The sequence below is a fragment of the Paenibacillus sp. P4_A9 genome, assembly GCF_056402415.1.
The window spans coordinates 185,783-208,913 of the sequence record NZ_JBFUHL010000003.1 but is presented as its reverse complement, the minus strand read 5'-3'; the positions used below and the strand labels follow the sequence as shown (position 1 = coordinate 208,913).

The 23,131-nt window shown below is 44.7% G+C and carries 24 protein-coding genes; 9 read left to right on the top strand and 15 right to left on the bottom strand.

Going from position 1 to position 23,131, the window contains the following annotated elements:
* Positions 1-101 precede the first annotated feature (101 nt).
* Positions 102-872 (bottom strand): DeoR/GlpR family DNA-binding transcription regulator, encoded by a 771-nt coding sequence (locus AC1DVJ_RS04820; protein ID WP_477588786.1) that lies wholly within the window; start codon positions 870-872, stop codon positions 102-104.
* 232 nt (positions 873-1,104) lie between these two features.
* On the opposite strand from AC1DVJ_RS04820, the gene AC1DVJ_RS04815 reads away from it, so the two are divergent.
* The 4 genes from AC1DVJ_RS04815 (at position 1,105) to AC1DVJ_RS04800 (ending at position 5,864) form a co-directional block, all read left to right on the top strand.
* Positions 1,105-2,046 carry a metallophosphoesterase family protein gene (locus AC1DVJ_RS04815; protein WP_477588784.1) on the top strand — a complete coding sequence of 314 codons (942 nt, stop codon included), beginning with the start codon at positions 1,105-1,107 and terminating at the stop codon, positions 2,044-2,046.
* Between the two features lie 69 nt (positions 2,047-2,115).
* Positions 2,116-2,976: an EamA family transporter gene (locus tag AC1DVJ_RS04810; RefSeq protein ID WP_477588782.1), complete on the top strand. Its 861-nt coding sequence runs from the start codon at positions 2,116-2,118 to the stop codon at positions 2,974-2,976.
* Between the two features lie 222 nt (positions 2,977-3,198).
* Complete coding sequence (locus AC1DVJ_RS04805) at positions 3,199-4,830, top strand: DUF2339 domain-containing protein (protein ID WP_477588780.1); 1,632 nt, start codon at positions 3,199-3,201, stop codon at positions 4,828-4,830.
* A 323-nt stretch (positions 4,831-5,153) separates the two neighbouring features.
* On the top strand, positions 5,154-5,864 hold the full coding sequence (locus tag AC1DVJ_RS04800; protein WP_477588778.1) for a YwaF family protein: 711 nt from the start codon (positions 5,154-5,156) through the stop codon (positions 5,862-5,864).
* A gap of 156 nt (positions 5,865-6,020) precedes the next feature.
* Here the strand turns inward: AC1DVJ_RS04800 and AC1DVJ_RS04795 are convergent, their stop codons facing one another.
* The 7 genes from AC1DVJ_RS04795 to AC1DVJ_RS04765 all read right to left on the bottom strand — a co-directional run bounded on the left by AC1DVJ_RS04795 (position 6,021) and on the right by AC1DVJ_RS04765 (position 11,106).
* Positions 6,021-6,767: an alpha/beta fold hydrolase gene (locus AC1DVJ_RS04795; protein WP_477588776.1), complete on the bottom strand. Its 747-nt coding sequence runs from the start codon at positions 6,765-6,767 to the stop codon at positions 6,021-6,023.
* A 106-nt stretch (positions 6,768-6,873) separates the two neighbouring features.
* The gene (locus AC1DVJ_RS04790; protein ID WP_477588774.1) at positions 6,874-7,425 is read right to left on the bottom strand and encodes a DUF6143 family protein; all 552 of its coding nucleotides are present in this window, start codon (positions 7,423-7,425) and stop codon (positions 6,874-6,876) included.
* Positions 7,422-7,985: a DUF6143 family protein gene (locus AC1DVJ_RS04785; protein WP_477588773.1), complete on the bottom strand. Its 564-nt coding sequence runs from the start codon at positions 7,983-7,985 to the stop codon at positions 7,422-7,424. The genes AC1DVJ_RS04790 and AC1DVJ_RS04785 overlap by 4 nt, the downstream gene beginning before the upstream one ends.
* Before the next feature lie 232 nt (positions 7,986-8,217).
* Positions 8,218-8,571: a DUF2500 domain-containing protein gene (locus AC1DVJ_RS04780; protein ID WP_477588771.1), complete on the bottom strand. Its 354-nt coding sequence runs from the start codon at positions 8,569-8,571 to the stop codon at positions 8,218-8,220.
* 68 nt (positions 8,572-8,639) lie between these two features.
* On the bottom strand, positions 8,640-9,353 hold the full coding sequence (locus AC1DVJ_RS04775; protein ID WP_477588769.1) for a DUF975 family protein: 714 nt from the start codon (positions 9,351-9,353) through the stop codon (positions 8,640-8,642).
* A 351-nt stretch (positions 9,354-9,704) separates the two neighbouring features.
* Positions 9,705-9,974: a hypothetical protein gene (locus AC1DVJ_RS04770; protein ID WP_477588768.1), complete on the bottom strand. Its 270-nt coding sequence runs from the start codon at positions 9,972-9,974 to the stop codon at positions 9,705-9,707.
* Between the two features lie 175 nt (positions 9,975-10,149).
* Positions 10,150-11,106, bottom strand: coding sequence for a polysaccharide lyase family 7 protein (locus tag AC1DVJ_RS04765; protein WP_477588767.1), 957 nt, complete (start codon positions 11,104-11,106; stop codon positions 10,150-10,152).
* A gap of 389 nt (positions 11,107-11,495) precedes the next feature.
* Between AC1DVJ_RS04765 and mraY the strand changes: the two genes are divergently transcribed.
* The 4 genes from mraY to AC1DVJ_RS04745 all read left to right on the top strand — a co-directional run bounded on the left by mraY (position 11,496) and on the right by AC1DVJ_RS04745 (position 15,519).
* A complete protein-coding gene (mraY, locus tag AC1DVJ_RS04760) occupies positions 11,496-12,449 on the top strand; it encodes a phospho-N-acetylmuramoyl-pentapeptide-transferase (RefSeq protein WP_477588766.1) in 954 nt (317 codons plus the stop codon).
* Between the two features lie 132 nt (positions 12,450-12,581).
* Positions 12,582-13,391 carry a HipA family kinase gene (locus tag AC1DVJ_RS04755; protein ID WP_477588765.1) on the top strand — a complete coding sequence of 270 codons (810 nt, stop codon included), beginning with the start codon at positions 12,582-12,584 and terminating at the stop codon, positions 13,389-13,391.
* 97 nt (positions 13,392-13,488) lie between these two features.
* Positions 13,489-14,589, top strand: coding sequence for a GGDEF domain-containing protein (locus AC1DVJ_RS04750; protein WP_477588764.1), 1,101 nt, complete (start codon positions 13,489-13,491; stop codon positions 14,587-14,589).
* 282 nt (positions 14,590-14,871) lie between these two features.
* The gene (locus AC1DVJ_RS04745) at positions 14,872-15,519 is read left to right on the top strand and encodes an SOS response-associated peptidase (RefSeq protein WP_477588762.1); all 648 of its coding nucleotides are present in this window, start codon (positions 14,872-14,874) and stop codon (positions 15,517-15,519) included.
* Between the two features lie 47 nt (positions 15,520-15,566).
* Here AC1DVJ_RS04745 and AC1DVJ_RS04740 read toward each other — a convergent pair whose 3' ends face one another.
* From AC1DVJ_RS04740 to AC1DVJ_RS04730, 3 genes are all read right to left on the bottom strand, one after another.
* A complete protein-coding gene (locus AC1DVJ_RS04740) occupies positions 15,567-15,989 on the bottom strand; it encodes a DUF1284 domain-containing protein (RefSeq protein ID WP_477588761.1) in 423 nt (140 codons plus the stop codon).
* On the bottom strand, positions 15,986-16,561 hold the full coding sequence (locus AC1DVJ_RS04735; RefSeq protein WP_477588759.1) for an NUDIX domain-containing protein: 576 nt from the start codon (positions 16,559-16,561) through the stop codon (positions 15,986-15,988). The genes AC1DVJ_RS04740 and AC1DVJ_RS04735 overlap by 4 nt, the downstream gene beginning before the upstream one ends.
* Before the next feature lie 392 nt (positions 16,562-16,953).
* On the bottom strand, positions 16,954-18,366 hold the full coding sequence (locus tag AC1DVJ_RS04730) for a hypothetical protein (RefSeq protein ID WP_477588758.1): 1,413 nt from the start codon (positions 18,364-18,366) through the stop codon (positions 16,954-16,956).
* Positions 18,367-18,515: 149 nt separating this feature from the next.
* Between AC1DVJ_RS04730 and AC1DVJ_RS04725 the strand changes: the two genes are divergently transcribed.
* Positions 18,516-18,731, top strand: coding sequence for a hypothetical protein (locus tag AC1DVJ_RS04725; protein ID WP_477588756.1), 216 nt, complete (start codon positions 18,516-18,518; stop codon positions 18,729-18,731).
* A 57-nt stretch (positions 18,732-18,788) separates the two neighbouring features.
* Here the strand turns inward: AC1DVJ_RS04725 and AC1DVJ_RS04720 are convergent, their stop codons facing one another.
* The 4 genes from AC1DVJ_RS04720 to AC1DVJ_RS04705 all read right to left on the bottom strand — a co-directional run bounded on the left by AC1DVJ_RS04720 (position 18,789) and on the right by AC1DVJ_RS04705 (position 23,100).
* A complete protein-coding gene (locus tag AC1DVJ_RS04720) occupies positions 18,789-19,859 on the bottom strand; it encodes a polysaccharide deacetylase family protein (protein WP_477588755.1) in 1,071 nt (356 codons plus the stop codon).
* Positions 19,860-19,987: 128 nt separating this feature from the next.
* Positions 19,988-20,947 (bottom strand): polysaccharide deacetylase family protein, encoded by a 960-nt coding sequence (locus AC1DVJ_RS04715; RefSeq protein ID WP_477588754.1) that lies wholly within the window; start codon positions 20,945-20,947, stop codon positions 19,988-19,990.
* Between the two features lie 11 nt (positions 20,948-20,958).
* Entirely contained in the window at positions 20,959-21,219 is a 261-nt protein-coding gene (locus AC1DVJ_RS04710; RefSeq protein ID WP_477588752.1) for a YqkE family protein, read from the bottom strand.
* A 45-nt stretch (positions 21,220-21,264) separates the two neighbouring features.
* Complete coding sequence (locus tag AC1DVJ_RS04705) at positions 21,265-23,100, bottom strand: APC family permease (protein WP_477588750.1); 1,836 nt, start codon at positions 23,098-23,100, stop codon at positions 21,265-21,267.
* Positions 23,101-23,131 lie beyond the last annotated feature (31 nt).

The window sequence follows — 23,131 nt, the reverse complement described above, 5'->3', positions numbered from 1 at the left end:
AGATTATCCAAATACATCCATACAGAAATGAAACAGATATGAAAAAAGCCTCCTCATCGCTAAGGAAGCGTAACTTTGCCTGATCTAGGATGACTAATTAATTATTCGCTAATTCGCACCTCGATGCTAAGCGCCTCAATCGTATCCACCCATTCCTTCGGGCAGCCTGGATCTGTGATCAGCATGGAGATTTCCTCCAGCTTGGCAACTCTTGCGAACGTGGATAGTCCGAATTTACTGTGGTCTGCAACCAGAATCGTTTCTTCGGCCCGCTGCATCATTTTCCGCGAAATGACGGCTTCAGCTAAATGAAAGTCCGTAATACCATCGTGCAGGGAAATGCCGCCAGCGGAAATAAACGCTTTGTTCACCTTAAACTGATCGAGCAGTTGATCTGTAAGGGAACCTGTCACGGCTCGACACTCCTGGCTTACCTCTCCGCCTGCAAAAATAATTCTCCCCCGGAACATGTCCATCGCCAGATTGAGGATCGGAATCGAGTTCGTAATGAGCGTAACGTTCGTCTTCTCTTTCAGAAAGGGGACGATTTCGATCGTCGTTGTGCCGTTATCCAGCATGATCGTTTCACCATCTTGAACGAGTGAGGCTGCCAGCTTACCGATGGCCGCTTTCTCTGACTTCATCATTTGCACGCGATTTAGAAAAGGCGGCTCGACCAGCTCCATCCGCATTTTGACAGCTCCCCCGTAAACCTTACGCAGCTTGCCTTCCTTCTCCAAACGATCCAAATCGCGTCGAACAGTTTCCGTCGAAACCGTCAACAATTCCGATAGGTGATGGACCTGAACTTTTCCTTCCAGCTCCAAATGATTCAGAATCGTCATCCTGCGATCTTCGTATGTTAATGACATAATGGCCTCCTAATATGACCGATGGTTTGTATATGATGTTGTTTTATGTTGTTTTCATAAGTGTAGGGGTTCGTGCTAGGTGTGTCAATCATGCTTACATCATCCCCCCATCTCACCGAAATTTGTTCGTTGACAGCTTTGCCTGAACGGGTATACAATTGTCAACAAACAACAACATTTATATTTAAAACAACACAATTCCACACCCATTTACATATAGGGGGCTATGATCATGTTCAATCGGCATCCACTCACATTTCGTGAGGATCGTACATTTACGATTACGCAATTTACAGATTTGCACTGGATCGATGGCAGAAGTGAGGATCAACTAACCCTTCGTCTGATGGAGGAAGTACTTGATGCGGAGCAGCCTGATCTGGTCGTTTTTACCGGTGATGTTATTTATACGGGACCTGTTTCGGAGGGTGAACAGCGCTGCGAGCAGCCTAGCCAAGCATTCCGCGATGCGGTTCAAGCTGTGGAAGTCCGCCGTATTCCATGGGCTGTGGTATTCGGTAATCATGACACAGAAGCCTACATCACAAGAGATGAGCTCATGGACACCATCCTCGAGCAGCCCTACAATGTGACACAACCTGGTCCTGCCGACATTAGCGGGGTTGGTAATTGCCGCCTTTCCCTTTATAGCCGTGACGGACAGATGGCAGCGAACTTATACTTTTTTGATTCGGGCAGTCACTCGACAGTTCCGCAGATCCAAGGCTATGACTGGATTCGCAGCGATCAAATCCACTGGTACACCGAACAAGCAAGCAAGGAACAGGCCGAACTACCTGCACTCGCATTCTTCCATATCCCGCTCCCGGAGTATCAGCAAGTATGGGAGTGCGCAACATGCTACGGTAACAAACACGAGAATGTCTGCTGTGCTCGCGTGAATTCTGGCCTTTTTGCAGCAATGGTTGAAATGGGTGATGTAGTAGGAACCTTCTGCGGACATGATCACATCAACGATTACTGGGGCGAGCTTCACGGGATCCGTCTCTGCTACGGAAGAGCGACAGGCTACAATACGTATGGCAAAGAAGGCTTTCACCGTGGTGCGAGGATGATTCGCCTCCACGAAGGTGAGCGTGCATTTGAAACTTGGCTGCGACTCGCTGATGGCACCATCCTGAGCGAACAACCTGAGCACCTTCCCGGTGATTGATCAGAGCGAACATCTGAGCATCAACACTGAGGCTTACCTAGCCGGTACGAATGAGTTGGAGATGATGATTTGTTAATCGTAGCAACTTTACTTGTCTTAGCTTCTGGCCTAGCTCATGCCATTTGGAGCTTGTTCACCAAAAGCAGCCGCAACAAAAGCGTTTTCCTTTGGTCCATTATCATGGTCACCACTGTACTCCTTCTTCCGTATTTGATTCGAGAATTATGGCTTCATCCTTTATCCTTATCCGCTTACGGCCTTCTACTGTTATCCGCTTGTTTACAGGCCGTTTATGCGCTCTTACTGTCTCGCACCTATACGATGGGAGATCTGTCGCAGATTTATCCGATTATGAGAGGCACCAACACCTTGCTCATTCCGATTGTAGCCGTCCTATTTCTGCGCGAATCCTTATCCATCTATGGATGGTTAGGTTTGCTTTCTATGGTCATCGGCTTCATTACGCTTAGCGGTATCTTCACAGGCTTCCGAGCTGGAACGCTGGCTACTGGATCCGTTAAACCTTTTTTAATGGCGCTTAGCGTGGGCGTTTGCACGACTTGCTACGTACTTGTCGATAAGCTAAACCTCGCTCACCTCTCCGCTGTCTCCTTATTAGAGGTGACCAATATCGGATTCGTCGCGGGACTCACGCCGATTGTTATTGCTTCAAAACAACTTCGTATAGAGTGGAAATTGAACTTCAAGATTATATTACTTGGCGCCATTCTCAATCCGGCCTCATACTTGCTATTCCTTTTCGCGATGAAATACGCACCCGTTGCCCAAATCTCTCCGTTGCGCGAAATTGGGACTGTTTTTGCAACGATATTGGGCATCGTCGTGCTCAAGGAAAAGCAAGGCACCTTGCGGATTCTTTGCTCCATTCTTATATTAATTGGCATTCTGATGATTAGTTTGTGGGGATAAGGAAAATAAGAAGACCCGCCCAGGCGGGTCTTCTTCCTATGTACATGCCAAGTGCATTAAGCTCGAAGATCTCGCTGTGAAGCATGTATAGTCACATTTTCCACCTCATATGTAGGGTACTACAATAGGATAGTACTTATTTAATCGAGCATTAACTGTTATCCTGAATATATAAAACATTGACCGCCAAAATTGTCACTAAAAGCAAGGGGAGGGTTGGTCTTGGACATTGATCATCGATTTGAGAACTTAGAGAAGAGAGTTATTGCTCTAGAGAAAGAACTCGCGATTTTAAAGCAAAGCAAACCAACAGAAACTAAAATAAGTTATCCAAATCCAGTTCAGCAGAATGTACCTCCAAAACAAGAAGTGAAACAAGAAGAAACCGATTGGGAACACCTGATTGCAAGGGTATGGCTGCCGAGAGTTTTTATGTTTGTACTACTTATCGGCATCGTATGGGGATTTAAAGCCGCAGTTGATAGCGGATTCCTAACAGAGGGTATGCGCTGTGCTATCGGTTATTTGGTCGGTGGAACCTTTGTATTCTTCGGTTTCAAACAACACACGGCAAATCGGCCATTGCTGTCGCAGGTTTTATTGGGCGGTTCAATCGGATTGTTCATGCTAACCACCTTCGCGTGCCATAATTGGTATGGACTCATTCATGCTCCTATTGCGTTTTCCCTGAATGTGTTATGGGTCGTATTAGGTTTATGGTTTTCACACAAATTTAAATCACAAGCATTAGCAATCATAGCTAGTGCAGCGGGTGTATTGACGCCATTCTTATTGAATAGTGACAATCCTTCATCTGTATTTTTTGTGAGTTATGAGACGATATTGTTTGTAAGTTTTATGATTTATGCGATAAGAAATAAATTTGTCGGCTTATTTTACAACTCGTTCGGTTTACTAATAGTAGCATTGTTCCTATTTGGCCTAATCGGAAATGGGGATGATGTGAAGGTTGCAGCAATTGGCGTGTTAGCGCAACAATTAGTTCTGCTTGCGTCTATATTTTTTAAAAGCCCCACGATGAACCACCAACTGAGATTGCTGATTCCAAGTTTCGCGTTTACCGCTATATGGTTTAAAGTAGCTTACACAGATGCCCAATTCAATATGTTGATGGTTGCTACTTGTATTGCCTATGCCTTAATTTCCTACTACTGGTTCAGCAGAAAAGCACAAGAGAAGCTGCCATTTACTATGACATTAGCATCCTATGCACTGTTATTCTACACGGCCAACTTCTTCAGTGCAGATGCTTTATCTGGTTTCTTGTTGGTTGAGGGAATTATTGCGCTGTTACTTGGTTTCATAGTGAAGTCGTTACTGCAAAAAATCAATGGAGTCATTATTTATATACTCGCTTTCGCAACGGCATTAGATACACTCACAGAGGGTATGAACAAAATTATTTCGGTTGAGATGTTAATATGGTTATTCGTATTAGGAACACTATCGTGTATGATCAAAATGGTTTCCCATTTTGGGGTGGGCAGCTCAACTAAGAACACCTTAGTCATTCTTAAGTACGGACTCGGTGCATTGTTCTTGTGTTTCATTACGGAGGTCACACGAACATTGGCATACGATTTAAGCACAAATATACAACATTTACTCGTTTCGACGGCGTGGGTCGTATACGCGATTGGCGTTATTGCCTACGGACTGAAGAAAGAAGTCAAAAAAGTAAGACTTACTGGTATCGCCTTGTTATTCCTAACTTTAATGAAGGTCATCTTCATGGACTTGCCAAATGTCTCTCTGACCATCAAAGCAATATTATTTATCGGACTTGGCTTCATCGGTATTTTGTTATCTCGGTTCTTCTACAAGAAGGACTGAGGATCTTGAATGACAAAAAAGAGAAGCCCTATGATGCAGGGCTTCTTTGGTATTAAGATTGACGCCTTTGGATGAGATTACAAAATATGCATATAACTAATTACAAATTGCCGCACCACCATCGGATGATCCGAAGAAGCAGGGGAGATCTGCTGCTAAGAAGAAATCGAAGTAACTCTGATATCAAATGATGTATATGCCGCCGGTTGGCGTTTTGGATCATCCGGCGGTCTCGCTGTTTTTTGAAATATCGTTCGCTGTTAGTGTAATACGAAATGGTAGAGCTGTATTCATTCCCAATAATAAAAGGGGAGGGGGTTTTTATGGACTGGTTTTCGGAAACGGAGTATCCTTTTGCCATGTTTTCCCCACAACATATTCTGCCGCTTGTCGGAATAGCTTTACTGATTCTGCTGCTGTATCGGTTTAAAAACTCGCTTCGTCACGATGAATGGAAGAAAAGAATCAGGTTTGGACTTTGCACGCTCCTCATCGTGTTTGAAGTCTTACTTTACGGATGGTATTTTTATTTCGAGCAGTTTTCCTTAGAGCAGTCCCTTCCCCTCCAGCTATGCAGCATCAGCTACATCTTAACCATCGTCATACTGCTTTTTCCATTTTATCGGATTTATGAATTTTTATACTTTGCAGGTGCCGGCGGTGCCATACAGGCATTGCTGACACCGGCGGCCATCCTGTCCGGATTTCCCCATTTCACTTATTTTTACTTTTTTATCGGTCATGGCGCCATTGTATGGGTTGCCTTGTATATGACCTGGGTGCATGGCTATCGGCCAACGTGGCGTTCGATTTGGAGAGTACTATTGATTATGAACGGTCTTCTGGCAGTAATCATTCCTGTAAACTGGTTGACAGAAGGGAACTACCTGTTTGTCACAGAAAAACCGTCCGGTGATACACTGCTTAATTATCTGGGTCCTTGGCCATGGTACTTGTTATCCCTGGAGGTGGTGGCGGTGATTATCTTCATTTTCATGTACCTCCCCTTTCTGTTCCGCAGGTCTAACCCCTAGGTTTATTCCACTAGCTCACCGAAGGAGTGCCGCTCGGCACTCCTTCGGTGTTTCAACTATACGACATTAGATTCTTGTCCGGTTCGTCGTTAGCTAGGCGTTTATATCACAAAGAGCAGATAGCCGCGTCATCTGCTCTTTGCGATAACTATGATTTTAGGAGCGAGGGACGGATATTATCCAGTTTTCAATTGCATCGATTGTAATTTTCAGTTGCTCGTCGGCTGAAATGTCCGCCGGTAAATCCCCTCTTTGAAAGCCGTAACTGCCAAATTGTGCATGATTGCCCCCATTGATGATTTTGAATGTTGTCGAAGTAGGCAAATTGGACTTCGCAGATTCCCAAGTATCCTTATTTACAGCGCCATCCTTTGTGCCAATAATCGATAAGACTGAGATGGAAGAGGAGTTTATGCTGCCTTTCGCATCAGGATAAGAGGCCAAAAAGAAGATGCCCTTAATACGGTCTTGATGGGCTTGCGCAAATCGGGATGCCATGACACCACCCAGCGAATGCCCGCCTATAACAAAAGCAGTATCGGGAAATTCCTCCAGTAGTAAATTGCCACGATCGCCTCCTAATACGGCTAAATCCAAGGGCATTTTAACGATATAGGTAGGGTGACCGCTCTCGGCTAATTTGCCAGCAAGTGTTGCATAACTCTCTGGTTCCACTAAACCGCCCGGGTAAAAGATAATGCTAGGACCTTTTTTCGTCTGTTGCGGAGTGAACTGTATCCAATTTTTTGTGTTCAATACCTCAACGCTACTATTACTCTTCATGGCTTCGAGTGCTTTGGCGTCAGGATCGTAGGGATTGATGAGAACAGCAACGAGTCCAACTGCGATGACGACAATGAGCACAAGTAATTTCCACCAGCGAAATTTGAAGAATGATTTCACAAATAAATTTACACCTCCCATTGAATACCGAAAATCTGCGCATAAACAGTTTTGTCGATACTGTGTTTCTCTTATATTTGACCTCACTGCTTTTTCAGCAAAACCTTTAAGTCAATGGAGCAGGATCCTCCCACCAGCCGAAGCCTACTCGCGCCGGAACAGTCCCCCGCTCCTGTGAGCGTAAAAAAGCGATGATAGAGCTTCCTGGAGGCAGGATAATCGTGCCCTGTAAATCGTGTGTAATGGTTGACTTAGGCTCCGCTATTTGGACAAATGAAAATAGACCATCCTCAGGAGATTCGCTTAGCCGATCCGCATCTCGCAGCTCCACCTTAGGTATCGGAACGGGACAAATCGCCTGATTGACGGAGGCAACATTCCGAGAGACTATTCCTTTTCCAAGGGAGTTGTTTTTCAACCAAAATTCAACAGTAAATGGATTGGGTGAATAATTCGTAACCGTAAATACATCACATAATAAATGGATACCGGAATCACTCGGATTGAATAATCCTCCCCAAGCGTGATTACGTTCTCCAAAAGTTAACAACCCCGTCTGGCCGAGAAAATAATTTCCAAGCCGGGTTTGATAAACAGATTCGGTCATATTGATGACCTCAACAGGCAGCTCTGCTCTTTTTCTGTGTTGAAAGCTCATTGCTGACCTCCAACTGATTTTTTTTCCTCCCACCATCTGAATACGATTCTAGACTCATATATAAATGGGCCTGGAGATTTCAAGAAAATAGCAAAGGACCCACCGGGTGGCAATATGATTCCGCCTTTGTTAGAATCGCTCATAAATGTTGAATTCGGGGGAACGATTCGATTACTCACATTTACTCCCCCTATTGGAATTTCATTAATTTGGCTAGCATATTGCAGCTTTACTTTAGGCTGGGTAGGTGGATTTAACGTGAGATTTGCGGGATGAACAAGAGAGGACGTATTGCCTTTTCCAGTAAGTTTGGGGTTAACCCATATTTCCACATTAAAGAATTGGCTTGAAAAATTGGTGATGGTAAAAATGTCTAAGAACAGGATGACTCCTGATTCTGCGGGATTGAACAGTCCACCCCAAGCGTTCTGCTGCTGACCCTCCATTATGAGCGCGTCGGTCTGGCCGAAAAAATATTTGCCCCGAGATGAATTCAACGTACGACTCGTCACATCCACCACTTCAACAGGCTTGCGCCTTTTTTTGATCAAGCCGAACACAGGATCCCTCCTTCATGCCAGCATTCTCCAATCAGCAGGCTTTACCAACATTTTATTTTCGATTTCCCAAAAGCATTCACGTTTATTGTTCCGTTTTGTCGTGTATTATCATTATCCTTCAACAATACCGTACAATTGCGCTATCCTGCATACAGAATCCTTCCCCTCCACGAAAAAAGACGCCGTCGCGGCGTCCAATTTATTTAATCTTTCCCTGGAATTACACCTTCATTCACCGCTGAAAATTGTTAAACCGAGTCCCCTGATTCGTCAGCTTTCCCCTGTCTCCTTCTGCGATCAGACCGTACTCCGAGCCGCTCAACTGTAGCTCCAGGCGCGAACGATCGTCGAACTCGAATGTCACGAAGTAAGAAGTACTCGCGCTTGAATCTTCGGATCCGCCCCAAACTTTCGTTCGTTTCGTGACAACTGTTGCATCCCTTCTCAGCACAGGGGACGCATTATTTCGCGCCCAGGTATGGATCCCGCTTATCACGGCAAAGACGATCATTCCAATTATCAGTAACGGAATCAACACAAACATCGCTTTAAAAATAAACGGCGGTCCATCAAACCCCATCGGCATAACAGCAGCGCTCCTCTTACTGTCAAATTTTTACTACTAGTAGCACAGTTGCAAGGTGATGAGGGCTTTTATTCAATTGGGGCTTGATGCAAAGATGCACCTTCTTGTTGCTGCATGGCTTTCCGATTGACATAGAATGCAGCTGAAGCGGCTGAGCTATAGGTAACGACAGGCAATATGAATACGGCTATAATGACACTACTCCAATAAGGGTCCACCATATCTACCCCCGGGAGTAATCCAACAGCAATAAACCCACCAATAATCGCGAGTAGATACCAGCCTATAAAGCTCAAGTGAAGCTTGAAAAAGTCCCATTTATGCCCTCTCATCATTTCCGAGCTGCGTTTAATGGCTTGAAGCGGTTTTAAGTCTGGTTCATCGTTCAAAATGTAGAAGGTCATGGCATAACGTAGGGCTGCAATAATACCTGGTATTATGAGTAAGACTGTCCAAAGCAGGATGAAAAGTATGAACAGGAGGTAAGTCAGAAATGAAGAAATAAATTGTTTGAATCCATAAAATAGATCGGTGAACTGTGCACTTTCATCTCGATTCAGTTTTAGAAAATAATGCGCAGAGCCCAGCAGGAGAGCACCACCTACTAGAAAGCCTGCAAGGTCTAAGAACCAGTGCGCCTCAGGACCCGTCAATGGACCGAACAAAGTCGCAGCCGCCGTAACAAACAGAGCTAAAGCCCAGTTCCCTCGCAGACTCCACCTCGCTAATTCCCTTAGGTCCGATGAATTCTTGTAATAATAATTATCTTGGTTCACGTTCATGTTGGTCCTCGCTTCGTCTGGAATATTTTACATTTACTCTCAATAATAAGGAATCTGACCCCCTTAGTAAAGAACCAAATTTACAAGTAGGTGAATTGTCCTATCTATACACTAAAGCCTCAGTCCAGTATTCACACCCACACATGGAGAAAGTTAAGAGTTAAATTATACTGCGCGATACTCAGTAAAAAAATAGGGATCGTCGACTGCACAACAGCCGGCGATCCCTATTTAAGTAACTGTTCACCGTTAGTGCAACGACCTAATCTTTGTCATTTTTCCAATGGAAATATTAAAATCACCATCAAATGATGATGCTTGATTTTAATTACATATCTGTATATATACTCGTTAAATTTTAGAGAGTACAACCGAAGCAAGCATTCCAGCAACAGGAATCCAGAACAAGTATGATTTTAGAAGTCTAACCAACCGATTGTGTTGTGTATTTACCATTTTTTTGTGATCGTGATTCATTTGTAGGTCTGTTAAAGCACCTGTGGCATTTACAGCATTGATATAGTTGGACTCACCACCGCTTCCTGAGTAAAATATCATAACAGTAATTACCATGAAAATTAACGATCCCAAAAATAAATAATCTGAAATTTGTTGCAACATTTTTATCTCCCCTCTCATAGTTGCCTTATTCATTATAATATATTAACCGTGGAATTAATTCCATTATTATCCTTTGTCTAATTAATTCTGCCTATAGCTGAACAGACTGCCGATTTATCGGCAGTCTGTTGTTCGTTACAAAATCATCTCCCATAAGTTTTGACGTGACCGAGATTTAATCATGGGAGTGCTTAAGAGAGAAAAACGTCGCTTGCACGTAATCGGATGCGTCACCGGTGTTATTCTGATTGTACACACCTGCTTTGAAGTACAAGTACTTGTCATTGTAACCAGAAGGGAGAGTGTATGTCACAGTAGTAGTTTTGCCTCCTTCAGGGGTGACGTGAAGCGTCAACTGGAGGCCTTCAACATTGATTTTGTAGCTCCATTTCTCCCCAAGTGAGATTCCGTTCGTAGGATTCAGATTGTTCGGACCACCGATCACTTCGACCCAGGTATTTTTATTGTCCAAATCATCCGTACCGAAGTAGATAGCTCCCTTGGCGTCTGAAGGACGCTTATGGAAGTACAAACGGATTGGCTCTGTATTTGGGGCATGGATCTGGCCCACGATGACGCGACCGACTTTATTACTGTCGCCTGTAGTGGAAACGCGGTCAACTATCAGTGTTGCTTTCATCGAACCGTCGACGCCACCGGCTTGAGATTTGGTGCTTTCCGAGGAAGTCGACGTAACCCAGTTATTCCCCAGGGCGGTTGTGCCGGCTGACGGGTTGAGCATTTCCCGAAGCTCTGAGCGCGTATAGCTGCTATTCACCGTTGTACTTCCAAGGTTTGGCGACACGAACACCATTCCTCCTGTGGTCTCGTCCGTAAAAAACCAGTTAGGGTGCGTAAACCCCATACTGAGCACCGGAGGCTGAATTTCGATCGCATTCGGAAGAGTAATCTTCCACTTGGTCAGATCGAAATTGTCCGATGGCGTACAGGACGTACACAAGTCCTTTCCGCTATGACCTTGTTTTGTCACGCTGGTTTTGATGGTTTCGGAGGATGTGCTTTCGTTGCCTGCAGCAAGTCCGGTGCTTCCGACAATCATTGAAAGTCCAAGTGAAACAATTGCTGTGGAAAGCGCCACTCTGTTAGGAGATTTCTTTGAACCAAACTTCATCATTTCTCCTCCTCGCGTTATTTTGAGTACACAATGCTCCAAGCAAAGTCTTTGCGAAATCGCTTTCATTTGTATTATATGGAAGCCAAACGTTCCCAGCAATGGAATCATTTTAGTTATAGTTGTGTTTTTTTGTTGTTCCAAACTCTTTTTTCTTCAGCTGACACGTAAACCCGTTAGTTGAGAAAAGGCCGCCGATCACTTTCGGCAGGCCTTTGATTGAGCTATCTTTTTTCAACTCAACTCTCTACGCAGAAAAAATGATAGAATTATTATGCTTCCATTTTATCAGATGGTGTTTTTATTCATAAATAAAGCAAAAGGAATATTTGTCCACATACTAGTCGTATAATAAAACTGAATGATATCGTTAGGGGAGAACCAATCCAATGGAGAGTTCATTACTTAGTGCTATAAGTATTTCGTTTCTGCTTGTTGCCATGTTAACACCTATTTTAATATGGGCGTTGCGTAGTTTGAACCTAACTCAACCTATCAGGGTAGAGTTGCCACCGGACCATCAAGCAAAACGTGGTACTCCGCTGATGGCAGGCATTATCCTACTTATAGGGGTAATTACATCAACATATTTCCATCCTAAGCCTCTGGTACTTTTCCTTGGAGCAACCTTTGTTTTATTTGGCATATTGGGGTTCATGGATGATTTTAAAAAGGCTGCATTTCAAGACCCCTCCGGTATCTCAGGAAAAACGAAACTGATTTTTCAATTTGCTTTCACTATCATATTGTTATTTGCATTACTTTATCAGTTCAATTTAAATTCAGAAATCACCCTATTTAAAGGTTTTAAACTCCACTTACCAATTTTCGCATATCTAATACTAATGATGTTATTTATTGTGGGGTCAGCCAATGCAATAAATTTTACTGATGGGCTGGATGGACTTCTAATAAACGTTGCAATACCAACTTTCTTTTTCTTTTTTGTGATTTCGGAAAGAATTGAAGTACAGACTTTTTCGTTAGTAATGATTGGTTGCTTATTAGGTTTATTTATATATAATATTTATCCAGCAAAAGCGTTTATGGGGGATACTGGGTCTCTTGCAATTGGTGGATCTCTTGCTTTCTTAGCAGTAATTGAAAAGGTTGAAATTTTGATTCCGATATTATTTTTTGTTTATCTAGCAGAGCAACTATCTGTCATTTTGCAAGTTTGGTATTACAAGAAAACCAAATTGAGAATATTCCGAATGGCACCTATTCATTATCACTTTAGTTTGAAGTATGGCTGGAGCGAGAATAAAATAGTAATGGTATTTGGATTCATATCTTGGATATCAGCATTTATTTCTTGGGTTCTTTGGAAATACATACTTTAGATTTCCTATCTCTTACTCAACTACATATCACCTTAATTAACAAAGCAGGTCGCCGCGCGCCTGCTTTATTGGTGTATCTTTATTCAGCTAACATACAGGCTCTTCAATCATTTTTGAATATTGTAATGTTAGATGCTATCAAAGAAAGGTTGGGGAGCAGTGACATCTTTAGAACCGATAAAATATTTGGAGACGCTGTCTGGAAAAGCCGCACATTTGTTGTCATTTAATGATGGAAACCGTTATGCGGTAAAATGTAAAAACAATTTCCACGGAACAAGGGAACTGGTGAATGAATTCGTGATCGCCAGATTAGGGCAACACCTTTCTTTGCCTGTAGTACCATTTAAAATGGTGAATATGACAGAGCAGCAGATTCAATATATACCAAAAAAGTTTTCTTCCAAATACGTGCCGGGGACACAATTTGCAAGCCTATTTATAGATAATTGCAGAGGCCTCTCGAAGGAACCTCCTCATCCGACTAAAACGGAAATCAAAAATAGCCAGGTTTTGGCCGGAATCCTCGTGTTCGACCATTGGGTGCATAACGCTGACCGCACAAAAAGCAACATTCTTCTAGAGCGGCTGCCGGAAGGCAAGTATGATATTCATATGATCGATCACGGAAAATGTTTTCCGGGAGGATACAAATGGAACAAAGCAACATTGCAAAAGCACGATAAGTTTAAAAAGGATTCTATCGTTCATATTTGGACTGTGGGCATGCTTGAGGATACATCGATACTCTCTTCATATATTGAACAGATCCTTGCTTTTCCGGAAGCCCTTATTGAAGAAGTGATTCGGGAAATTCCTACGGATTGGAGTGTGTCGATTCAAGACAGAGAGGCACTTATTACTTATCTCATCGTACAGAAAAAAATATTTGCCGATTCGGTGTATCAATTTGCGAAAAAATATGGAAGGGGCTTAATTTAATAGCTTGCCTAAACAGGGGGTTATTCTTTACAATATCAGGATAAGGCTCAAATCATTTCGATACCTACTGCCCTGAAAGGAAAGTGGCCACCTGTTGATGGAACAATTTCCAGCACATGATTCAACTTGGAATCGAAAACTCATTCTAACATTATGGTGGATCCTCATCGTTTATGAAGTAGCTGCTACGACTACGCTCTTCTTTCGAATTAATGAGCAGCCGGTGGATTGGTTTAATAGCTTTATTCGTTTTCAACTTGTTCCTACGATTTTGCAGCTTCTTCTCATGGGCATAGGTTATTTGGCGATGCATTATTTGAAGTTCTATAGAGAGTTTATCATGATCACATGGACCATGACCATGGTTAGTATATTCATCCTTTGTATTCCTGAAATGACACACAGCTATGTGCTCATCTGCATGCCTATACTTATGTCTTCTGTCTATTTCCAGAAAAAATATATCATTTTCGCTTATTGTCTCGGTGTTGGATTCTTCTTCTCTTTACTTCTTATCCAGATGGCTTACGAACAAACGACCACCTTATATGAAATTATCGTATCACTTGCCATCCTAACCGCGACTGTGGTGCTTTGTTTTGCAATCATGGGTAGAGGACTTGAACTGCTTGCTCAGCTTAAGAATTCGGTTGTACGCGAGCAAGATTTGCTGATTCGCAACGTCATGACTGACCGTCTATCCAAAGTTGATGCGCTCACTGAGCTTTTTAATCATCGTTCCTTTCAAGAACATACGGACCACCTTATTTCGCATATGCCCCATGATACATCGCTGGAGCTTGCGCTAATGGACATCGACAACTTCAAGCTGATTAATGATAATTACGGTCACTGGGTCGGGGATGTTGTTCTCAAAACCATCGGTACCCTTCTCAAAGAGTTGCTCGGCCCGGATGATATGTCTTTTCGCTATGGCGGCGAGGAGTTTGCCGTGTTATTCGTGGGGAAATCGCATCAAGATGTGCTAGCCATTTGCGAAAAAATTATGGAATCGATACGCAGCACTGTCATTCCTGAAATGCCGGACCAGAAGCTGACGATGAGCATTGGACTCGCGACCTATAATCGAAATACGATGAAAAAGGCGTGGTTTCAGCTTGTCGACGAATGCTTGTATACAGCCAAACGTAACGGCAAGAACTGCATACATGTGCATACTGCAGACATTCAAGTGTAAGTAGCTGAAGGGTAAACCCATGTGGCAGTAGTCAAAACCAGGAGCGAGGTGCTTCTGGTTTTTTTATTTTGGAAATCTTCTGTGGAAAAAAGTGTTAAGCCTCATACATGAATTGGTTGCATTAGGAAAATAATGAAAATGAGAATACCTATATCGAGGCAACTCGAAGATGAGCGACCGCGAATAGAGGTAGGTATTATCGCCAATAAGCAAGCGGTATTCGGAATCCGAAAACTTAGAGCTTACTTATGTGGTAACCAAAATTCAAATGAGGTGATAATCATGTGTCATTCCATAGCCATTCTGGCTGATGTTCAAGAAGTCATGAAGCAATTCCGCGTCGATCGGCTCTTATCCTATAGTTCCAATCGCTATGAGGTGCGCCCTACTGAATCCGTGTCTGCTGTGATGATCAATCGCAAGGGCGAGCGCCTGTTGGATGAGTTCCGTTGGGGGCTGATGCCCTTCTGGGCGAAGGATGCGGTATGCGGCGAGCGCAACTCGATTTTCTCAAACATCGTGTTCGATCGCATTGTCAAAAAGCAACGCTGTGTCATTCCCTGTAGCAGCTTCTATGTGGGGATGACGGAGGGCAAGGAGACGGAGTGGATTCGTTTCAAAATGCGAAGCGGCACGTTCGGCATTGCTGGCCTGTACGACATTTGGCAGGCACCCTCTGGTGAAGAGGAGCTGCGTACGTGTATGATGCTCATGACGGAATCGAATTCCGTCGTCTCTCCGTACCACGCCAGTATGCCAGCCATTCTGGACGAGGAACAAATGGAGAAATGGCTGCAGCCCGAGCAGAAGGACAGTCGTCAGTTGAGATCTTATCTGCAACCCATTGACGACATGCGGATGGTGGCTAATATTCTTACATCCCCTTCAGAGAAGCTGGAGATGGGTTCCGATGTGAGTATTTTTGTATAAGAAAAATACAGCGAGAAAAAAGGACTTGCGACTAGGCGCAGGTCCTTTTACTTTTTAGGCACAGGCGGCAGAGCGCCACCCTCCCCAATGATACGTACACCATCCGCGCAAACACCGTAAGGCTCCCAACGGCAGGTCGCGCAGAGATTGCTGATATCTGCCGGTTTCACTTCAAGAGCAACTTGCCCGCAAATGGTGGACCATGTCCGCTCCATGCCGACCTCCAAACCAAGCTTGGCAACAATCTCTGCGTCACGTTGGTACACGGTACGATTCTCACAATGCGCAACTTGATCCTGCGGAAACACCGCGCATAAATCATCAGGACCAAGAACAACATGAATCATCGTCTCAGGCTCTGTGCGCAGCTGTTCATAGACCGTCGTCATATTTTCACAAAACGCTGGTGAATAGCCCATTCCTCGGTAGCCTAATAAACAGAGCAGGTGATGCCCGCGAAGTTGGATCATACGTTGTTAACCCTCGGAACACGGTACAATCCGTATCCGGCCATAGGAATGACGGGTACTTTATCCTCGACGAGGCCGTCCCCTTTGGAATGTAAGGCAACATCAATGAGCCATTTGGTGAAATCAGCCACAGGCATGGTAGCCATTTCTTCTAAGCTATAAAAGCCTGCTGCATCTACCTCCACGCCATCTGGCTGTGGGGTTCCGCCGATGTAAGCCATTTCGAAAGCGATGTACACATTATGTATGCTTCTCGGCTGATCACGCACAGCAACCAGACGTGAAACGGACGCTTCGACCCCGCATTCTTCCAAGACTTCACGCACAATGGTATCTTGAATCAGCTCATGCTGCTCGATATATCCACCCGGGTTTGTCCAACGGCCCTTTCCCGGTTCTTGCGCTCTGCGCACAAGTAAAATCTTCTCATCCTTCATCACCAGTGCACCGACACCGATGCTGTAGTTCCCCCAATGAACAAAACTACACGCTGTGCAGGCTCTTCGCTCCGTCCCATCCACATCACGCGTCTCCATGGCAGCTCCGCAGCCCATGCAAAATTTGACTTCCATCTGTCTCAGCTCCCTTTGGATCATCTATCCTCTAAATCATCTATATGCAATGTTACTGCGAAAGATGGACAATAGGCAATACTAAGTACAAAGGATATACTTACCAGATGCTCCTCAAGACGATCCATGTCAAAGATGCTAAAGTACATCATTTTTCGGTAGAAGCAGCAATCATAGACGAATTAATGCAAAAGCGAAAGTACATCATCTTGGACCGAAAAGGTGCCAAATTGCTGAGAGTCGGCAGAAATTGTTGTACTTTTGCATGAATTTCAGGGGCAATTTGGAGAAATGTGGAGCGATTTCGGTTAAAAAAAGAAAAAAGGGTCCCCGCCACATCCAATGGCGTTCGGGACCCCCTCCACACTCATACCCCTCTTCCTTGCCACTACCTAAACCAAAAACATCGCCACAATCGTCGTTACCGCTAAGCCAATGAGCACGGGCTTCAGGTTCCGTCTCGCAAGCTCGAACGGACTCACACCGCAGATGGCCGCAGCCGGAATGAGCGCCCACGGGATCAAGGTTCCGCCGCCGACCCAAATGGCGGCAACTTGCCCTAGCGCGGTCAGCACCGCTGCGCCAGAGCCAATGGCGGTCGCGAACAGCTGCGCGATGGAGCCCGCCAAGGATATACCCGAGAAGCCGGAGCCATCGAGGCCTGTAATGGCGCCGACGACGGTTAACGTCACGGCACCAATTGCCCCGTTCAGCGGCACGACTCCTGCGAGTGCCACGCCCAGATCGTTCACGATGCCATGTGAACCCTCTGGAAGTATTTTACCAAATAGCTCCGAGATGGCGGAGTCACCTAAATAGAAGAAAGCCGCAATCGGGATAACGGGTCCGAAGACTTTGAACCCAAACACAAAGCCCTCGATTAAATAGGAGGTAATTTTCTCCACACCCGCATTTCGGTGAGCGATCAATGTGACCGCTATTAAAATGAACACCGCCGTACCGCCGACGAGAGCGGTTGCATCGCCACCCTGCAGATTCAAGACGAACATCGCAATGACATCTAAGGCAAATAACACGGGAATCGCAATGGCTAAACTTCTCTTTAATCGCTCGCCGATCAGCACTTTGCCGTCTTCCTCCACAGGAACGAGACCGCCGCTTTCCTCTAAACGGGTATCGATGAGACCGCTGCGCCATTTCCCATTTTTCATATCGCGCCGCATAAACCAGAACGCTGTAATGGTCGTAACAAGACCCATCACAATAACGAGCGGAATGCTTGCTTCCATCACGGAGGAAACCGGCAATCCGGCTGCATCCGCTGTCAATTTGGGCGCTCCTTGAATAATGTAATCCCCAGACAGCGCAATCCCATGTCCGAATAGGTTCATCGCCATAGCGGCACCGAGTGCCGGCAAGCCAACACGAACAGCAACTGGCAAAAGCACAGCACCAATCAACGCAACCGCAGGTGAAGGCCAAAAAAACCAAGACGTCACCATCATAATGATGCCGATACCCCAGAAGGCTAATGCTGGCGTTCTCAGAAACTTCGTCAGCGGTGCAACCATCGTTTCATTAATCCCTGTACGAATTAAAACGCGGCTCATGGCAACGATAATCGAGATGATCATAATCGTCCCCATCAACTCTTTCGTTGCATAAATAAAGCTGTTAAATACACCAGATACAGAGCCGCTCAATGTTTCCGTAGCTAAAAATCCTAGTGTAAAAATACCCACCACACATATCATCGTCGTATCTCTGCGTTTAACAAGAAGTGTAAGAATAAAGCCAATGAACACTAAATAGACCCAATGAATCGGTAAAAGTTGAATATCCATCCTGCACCACACACCCTCTCAGCCCAAGCAGCAATTGGTGCTACATTGTATGCTCGGCTAGGCATAGGCGTTCGTCTAAATTCGGGCATTTCGCCACCTTGTGGTACAATAAAATAACTATTTTAATGAAGTTAGGGGATTGTACATACATGGCAAGGAATCAACGATTACATTCAGATTCAGATTTTCAGGAGGTCATTGATCGACAGGGCGTTGTTCGAATTTTTAAAGATGACCATATCGTCGATTCCAATGCGGTCGTCCTGCGATTCAGTGATACGACAGTGGTTGTGCAGACACGCGTTAGCGATTTGACCTACTATGATCGAGCAGCATGTGAGTTTTTTGAGATGAAAAGAAAATAGAGTTCCTGCTTCGTGAACAAAAAAGAAGCCGCTTCAATGCGGCTCCTTACTATAGTTTTACTTTACTTTTTTATGATATAACTTCATTCTCCACATCAAATCATCTTCAGACATATACGCTGCGCCTGCATGGACTCTAAAAATCTCATTACTCCCTTTGCTATTTATCCCCTCTTTGGTCGTAAAGAAAAGTTCGATTCCCAATTCCTTTCCTACCCTAATTACAGTTTCATTATAGGCACCAAAAGGAAACGCAAGTAGACGGTACTGAGGTCCAAGCTCTTCCTCAATACGGTTTTCAGCCGTGATCAGATCGTGTTTAATTCTTTTTAGGTACTCAGTTTCGGTCTCTAATCTCTTTTCAGCTTCCAAATAAATGGGGTTTGTAAGCATAGGCATTAGTGCGTTGCTTGAACCCGCCTTGGCTTTGTCATGATGATCATAGGTATGAGAGTAAAAACTCATCCCGTTCTGTTTCATTTCTCTCATCTGATCCCATGTTAGACGCGGTGCCTTTGGATGATCTATTGAATCGACCACAATAAATTTTGTAGCATGAAAACCTAAGCTAAGTAATTCCGGATACGCGTGGGTATAAAAAGATTCATATCCATCATCAAAAGTGATTAAAACCGCATTTTGAGGAACCTGAGCCTCATTCTTCATAAAATGAATAAAATGTTCCATGCTGATTACATTGTAATCTTCTTTCTTCAATCTTTGCATGTGACTTTTAAATCTTTTCGGGGAAATTGTAATGCCATTTTCTTTCTCATCAATGTGATGATAGGTCAGTACAATGACTTTGTCGGTATAATGGACCTTTTGTTTGCTATAATCTGTTTGAATAAAAGATAGCGTATTTACTTGATGCTGTTGGGGTTGTTGCGTTTCTAGTTCTAATTGTTGTGCTACTTGTTGTTCTACTTGTCTTGCTTCTTGTTCTACTGGCTGCTCATAAGAAGGCACAAGTTGTTCTTCGCTAATTACTTGTTCTGGCATGATTGTCTGCTCTAAGGACTTCTGCGATGTCGTAGGCAATAATACATAGAGACAAAATAAAAAGCTAGAAACTAAAAGAACAGTAAACGCCACATTCGTTGGGTTTTCCAATTTCGGTCTATTCATGCGGACAACAACCCCATAGATGAGAATATAACAAATTAGGAAGATAGTATCATGAAAACGCTTTCTTGTAAACTTTTTATTACACAATGCTTTCCCCGTCTCAGGGGCAAGAAAATATGACTTCGTGCTTAATTAAGTTCATTAGCAGCAAGCTGTACAAAGCTGTAGCCTAATTTACGTAATTCAGGAATCGCTCTGATGACACCTTCAGCGGTATCCTTCTCGGGATGATTCATATGCGCAAGAACAATGGAACCGCTCGTGGCCTTGGTTATGGCCTTGTACACCTGCTCCGTGTTATAAGTAGCTCCTGCGTCACCAAGCACAGAGTAGCCTGCTAACTCAAAGCCAAGATCATGGGCAACATACACCGCGACATCATCATAAAAAGCCGTACCCGAGCGGAAAAATGTTGGTCTTTTTCCCGTCAGCTTCTCAATCTGATCCGCATTGTCGTTCATTTCATGAATGGCTTCTTTGACGTTCTTCGTGCCCGCGATACCATAGGCTGGCTTGCCATTCACCGATAATGGCCGGTGCTCGGTGCCATGATTTTCGATCTCGAACAGCGGATTCGCAGCCAACGTGGCAAAGATGGCTGGATTCACAGCTATCCATCTCGCATTGATGAATAACGTAGCCGGAATGTGCTCCTGAATCAAATACTGGATCAGCTTCTCGTCGTAACCACTGCCTTCTTTCCCGCCGCAGGCATCAAAGGTGAGGGCTATTACTTTGTCATTCGTATGTAAACGTGTTTTCACACCAGGGACACGCTCTCCCCACTTCGTCGGTAAGGCAGAGGCATAACGAGAAATTAAGGATTGTTCCACCGACGCGAAGGCTGGGATGGCCTCGATTTCTGCTGTAATTGTCGGACTATCTGATATCGAATGGGATGAGTTCGTCGTGACAGGTGACTCTGTTGGGATGCTCACAGGGGTTGGTGAGATAGCTGGTGGTGTTGCCGTTGCACTCAGCGGCGCAGCTGTTGTAACTGCTGTTGTAACTTGTACGCCTTCAGCACCCTGCTCCACCTCACAACCTGCAAGCGCTATCATCGCGATCACAAAGAAAAGGAGGCACATCGTGCGCCCCCTCATTTGTGTTTCCGCCAATCTAATTTACTTTTCTCCAGCTGATATGCAAAATCATTTTCAAGCCGCTTCTCTTCCGCTTTGCGAGCCGCCTCTACCTTGGCTCTTTCGGCGTCCTTCTTCGCTTGCTCTTCCGCTTTCATCGCGTCAGCCTGGGCTTTGAGTCCTTCCAAAATTTCCGGACGCAGCAGATCCTTAAGTGTTGCGGGTTTATCTTGCGCGCTAGCCGCAGCTGGCGTCATTTTAGCTTTCTTTTTCACCATAATAAGGTCACCTCGTCTACATGTTCTCCCTATTATTGTACACGTCTACTGGTGTAAATGATACGGTACCGTCGCAACAACGATATCCTTATCAGCTTGAAGCTTCGAGCGTATACGCGCTGCAGACTGATTATGGAGCAGACGGTGCCACCATTTCTTCGGCATGAATTGAGGGAGAATAACCATGATAGACTGCTTCTCTGACACGTGAGTGTCGATGCGATCAATGAATTCTGCCAGCGGCTTCAGGATCGTCCTGTACCGTGATTTGAACACGACCAGTCGTACGCCTGGATCCCAGATCTGCCACTTCTCCTGCATCGATTCTTCGTCCTCATCCGAGAAGGAAACATAGAAAGCGATGACGTTTGGCGAAAGTGATTTCGCATAGTTCAGTGTTTGCTCGACAGCGCGATGAATCCCGGCCACAGGTACGATAATCACGGGTTCTTTGGTGCAAACACGGTCTTGTGTAATATCAATTCTCAGCTGATTGGCTACATCGTCGTAATGGTGAGCGATCTTCGTGATTAACCATAGTAAAATCGGTGTCACAATAATAACGATCCAAGCACCCTCGCTAAATTTAGTCACAGAGAAAATAATAAGAACCGCAAAGGAGACGATGCCGCCTAGACCGTTAATGATCAGCTTCCCGATCCAACCGGGTACGCGTTCTTTTAACCATTTACGTACCAAACCAGCCTGAGCTAATGTAAAAGATAAAAATACGCCAATCGCATAAAGTGGAATAAGTCCGTCGGTCTTACCTTTAAAGCCAATCAAAAGCAGGCTGGCCAATACGCCTAGCGTGATAATGCCATAATGATAGGAAAGTCGATCCCCACGGAAAGAGAACATACGCGGGAAGTTTTTGTCTTGGGCCATGATCGATGCCAAAATCGGAAAACCATTGAAACTTGTATTCGCAGCTAGCACCAAAATGAGCATCGTCGCGATTTGGGTCGCATAGTACATGACTCCGCGGCCAAAAGCTTGCTCCGTCACCATCGATAGAACCGATGTATGCCCGTTATGATCAGGTGCAACCCCATAGCCTAAAGCGATCAGCGTTACACCGCCGAACACGATGGCCAATAAGCCGCCTAAGGAGAGGAGCGTACGGTTTGCATTTTTGACGGAAGGTGTTCGGAAATGTGGGACAGCATCTGAAATCGCTTCGATTCCCGTTACAGCTGAACAACCGGATGAGAACGCCTTAAGAAGTACGAATAAGGTTAATGAGTTCGTCGCAGCGCTTGGTGCGAATTCGATCGCATGCGTATTGAGTGAGCCCGTCAGTAAATCGAAGACGCCTTTACCAACTAACAACAGGATACAAAAGATGAAAAAGTACGTTGGTATCGCGAATACAGTCCCTGATTCGGAAGTACCTCGCAAATTGAGCCACACCATTATCCAAACTAGAATTAGCGTTAAGGGCACAATATAGGGCACCGTAGAAGGAAAGGCCGACGTAATCGCCTGTACACCGGCAGAGATCGAAACCGCAACCGTTAAGGTGTAATCGATCAGGAGCGAGACCCCTGTAAGTCGTCCCCACACCATACCTAAATTTTCTTTCGTAACCATATAAGCGCCGCCGCCCATGGGGTAGGCTTCAATAACTTGTCTATAGCTCAACACGAGCAGTAGGATCAACGCGATAATGGAAATGGCAATGGGCAAGGAAAACGCAAATGCGGCAACCCCAACTGTTGCGAGCTCTAACAGAATTTGTTCCGTCCCGTAGGATACAGAGGATAATGCATCCGAAGACAGGATAGGAAGGGCTTTCCAGACAGGCAGTTTCTCCGACTCAATCTCACTCGACTTTAGCGGCTTCCCAAACACAATTTTTTTTAATGAATCACTTGTCATTTCGTGGTCGTTCCTCCAATTAAAGCTAATC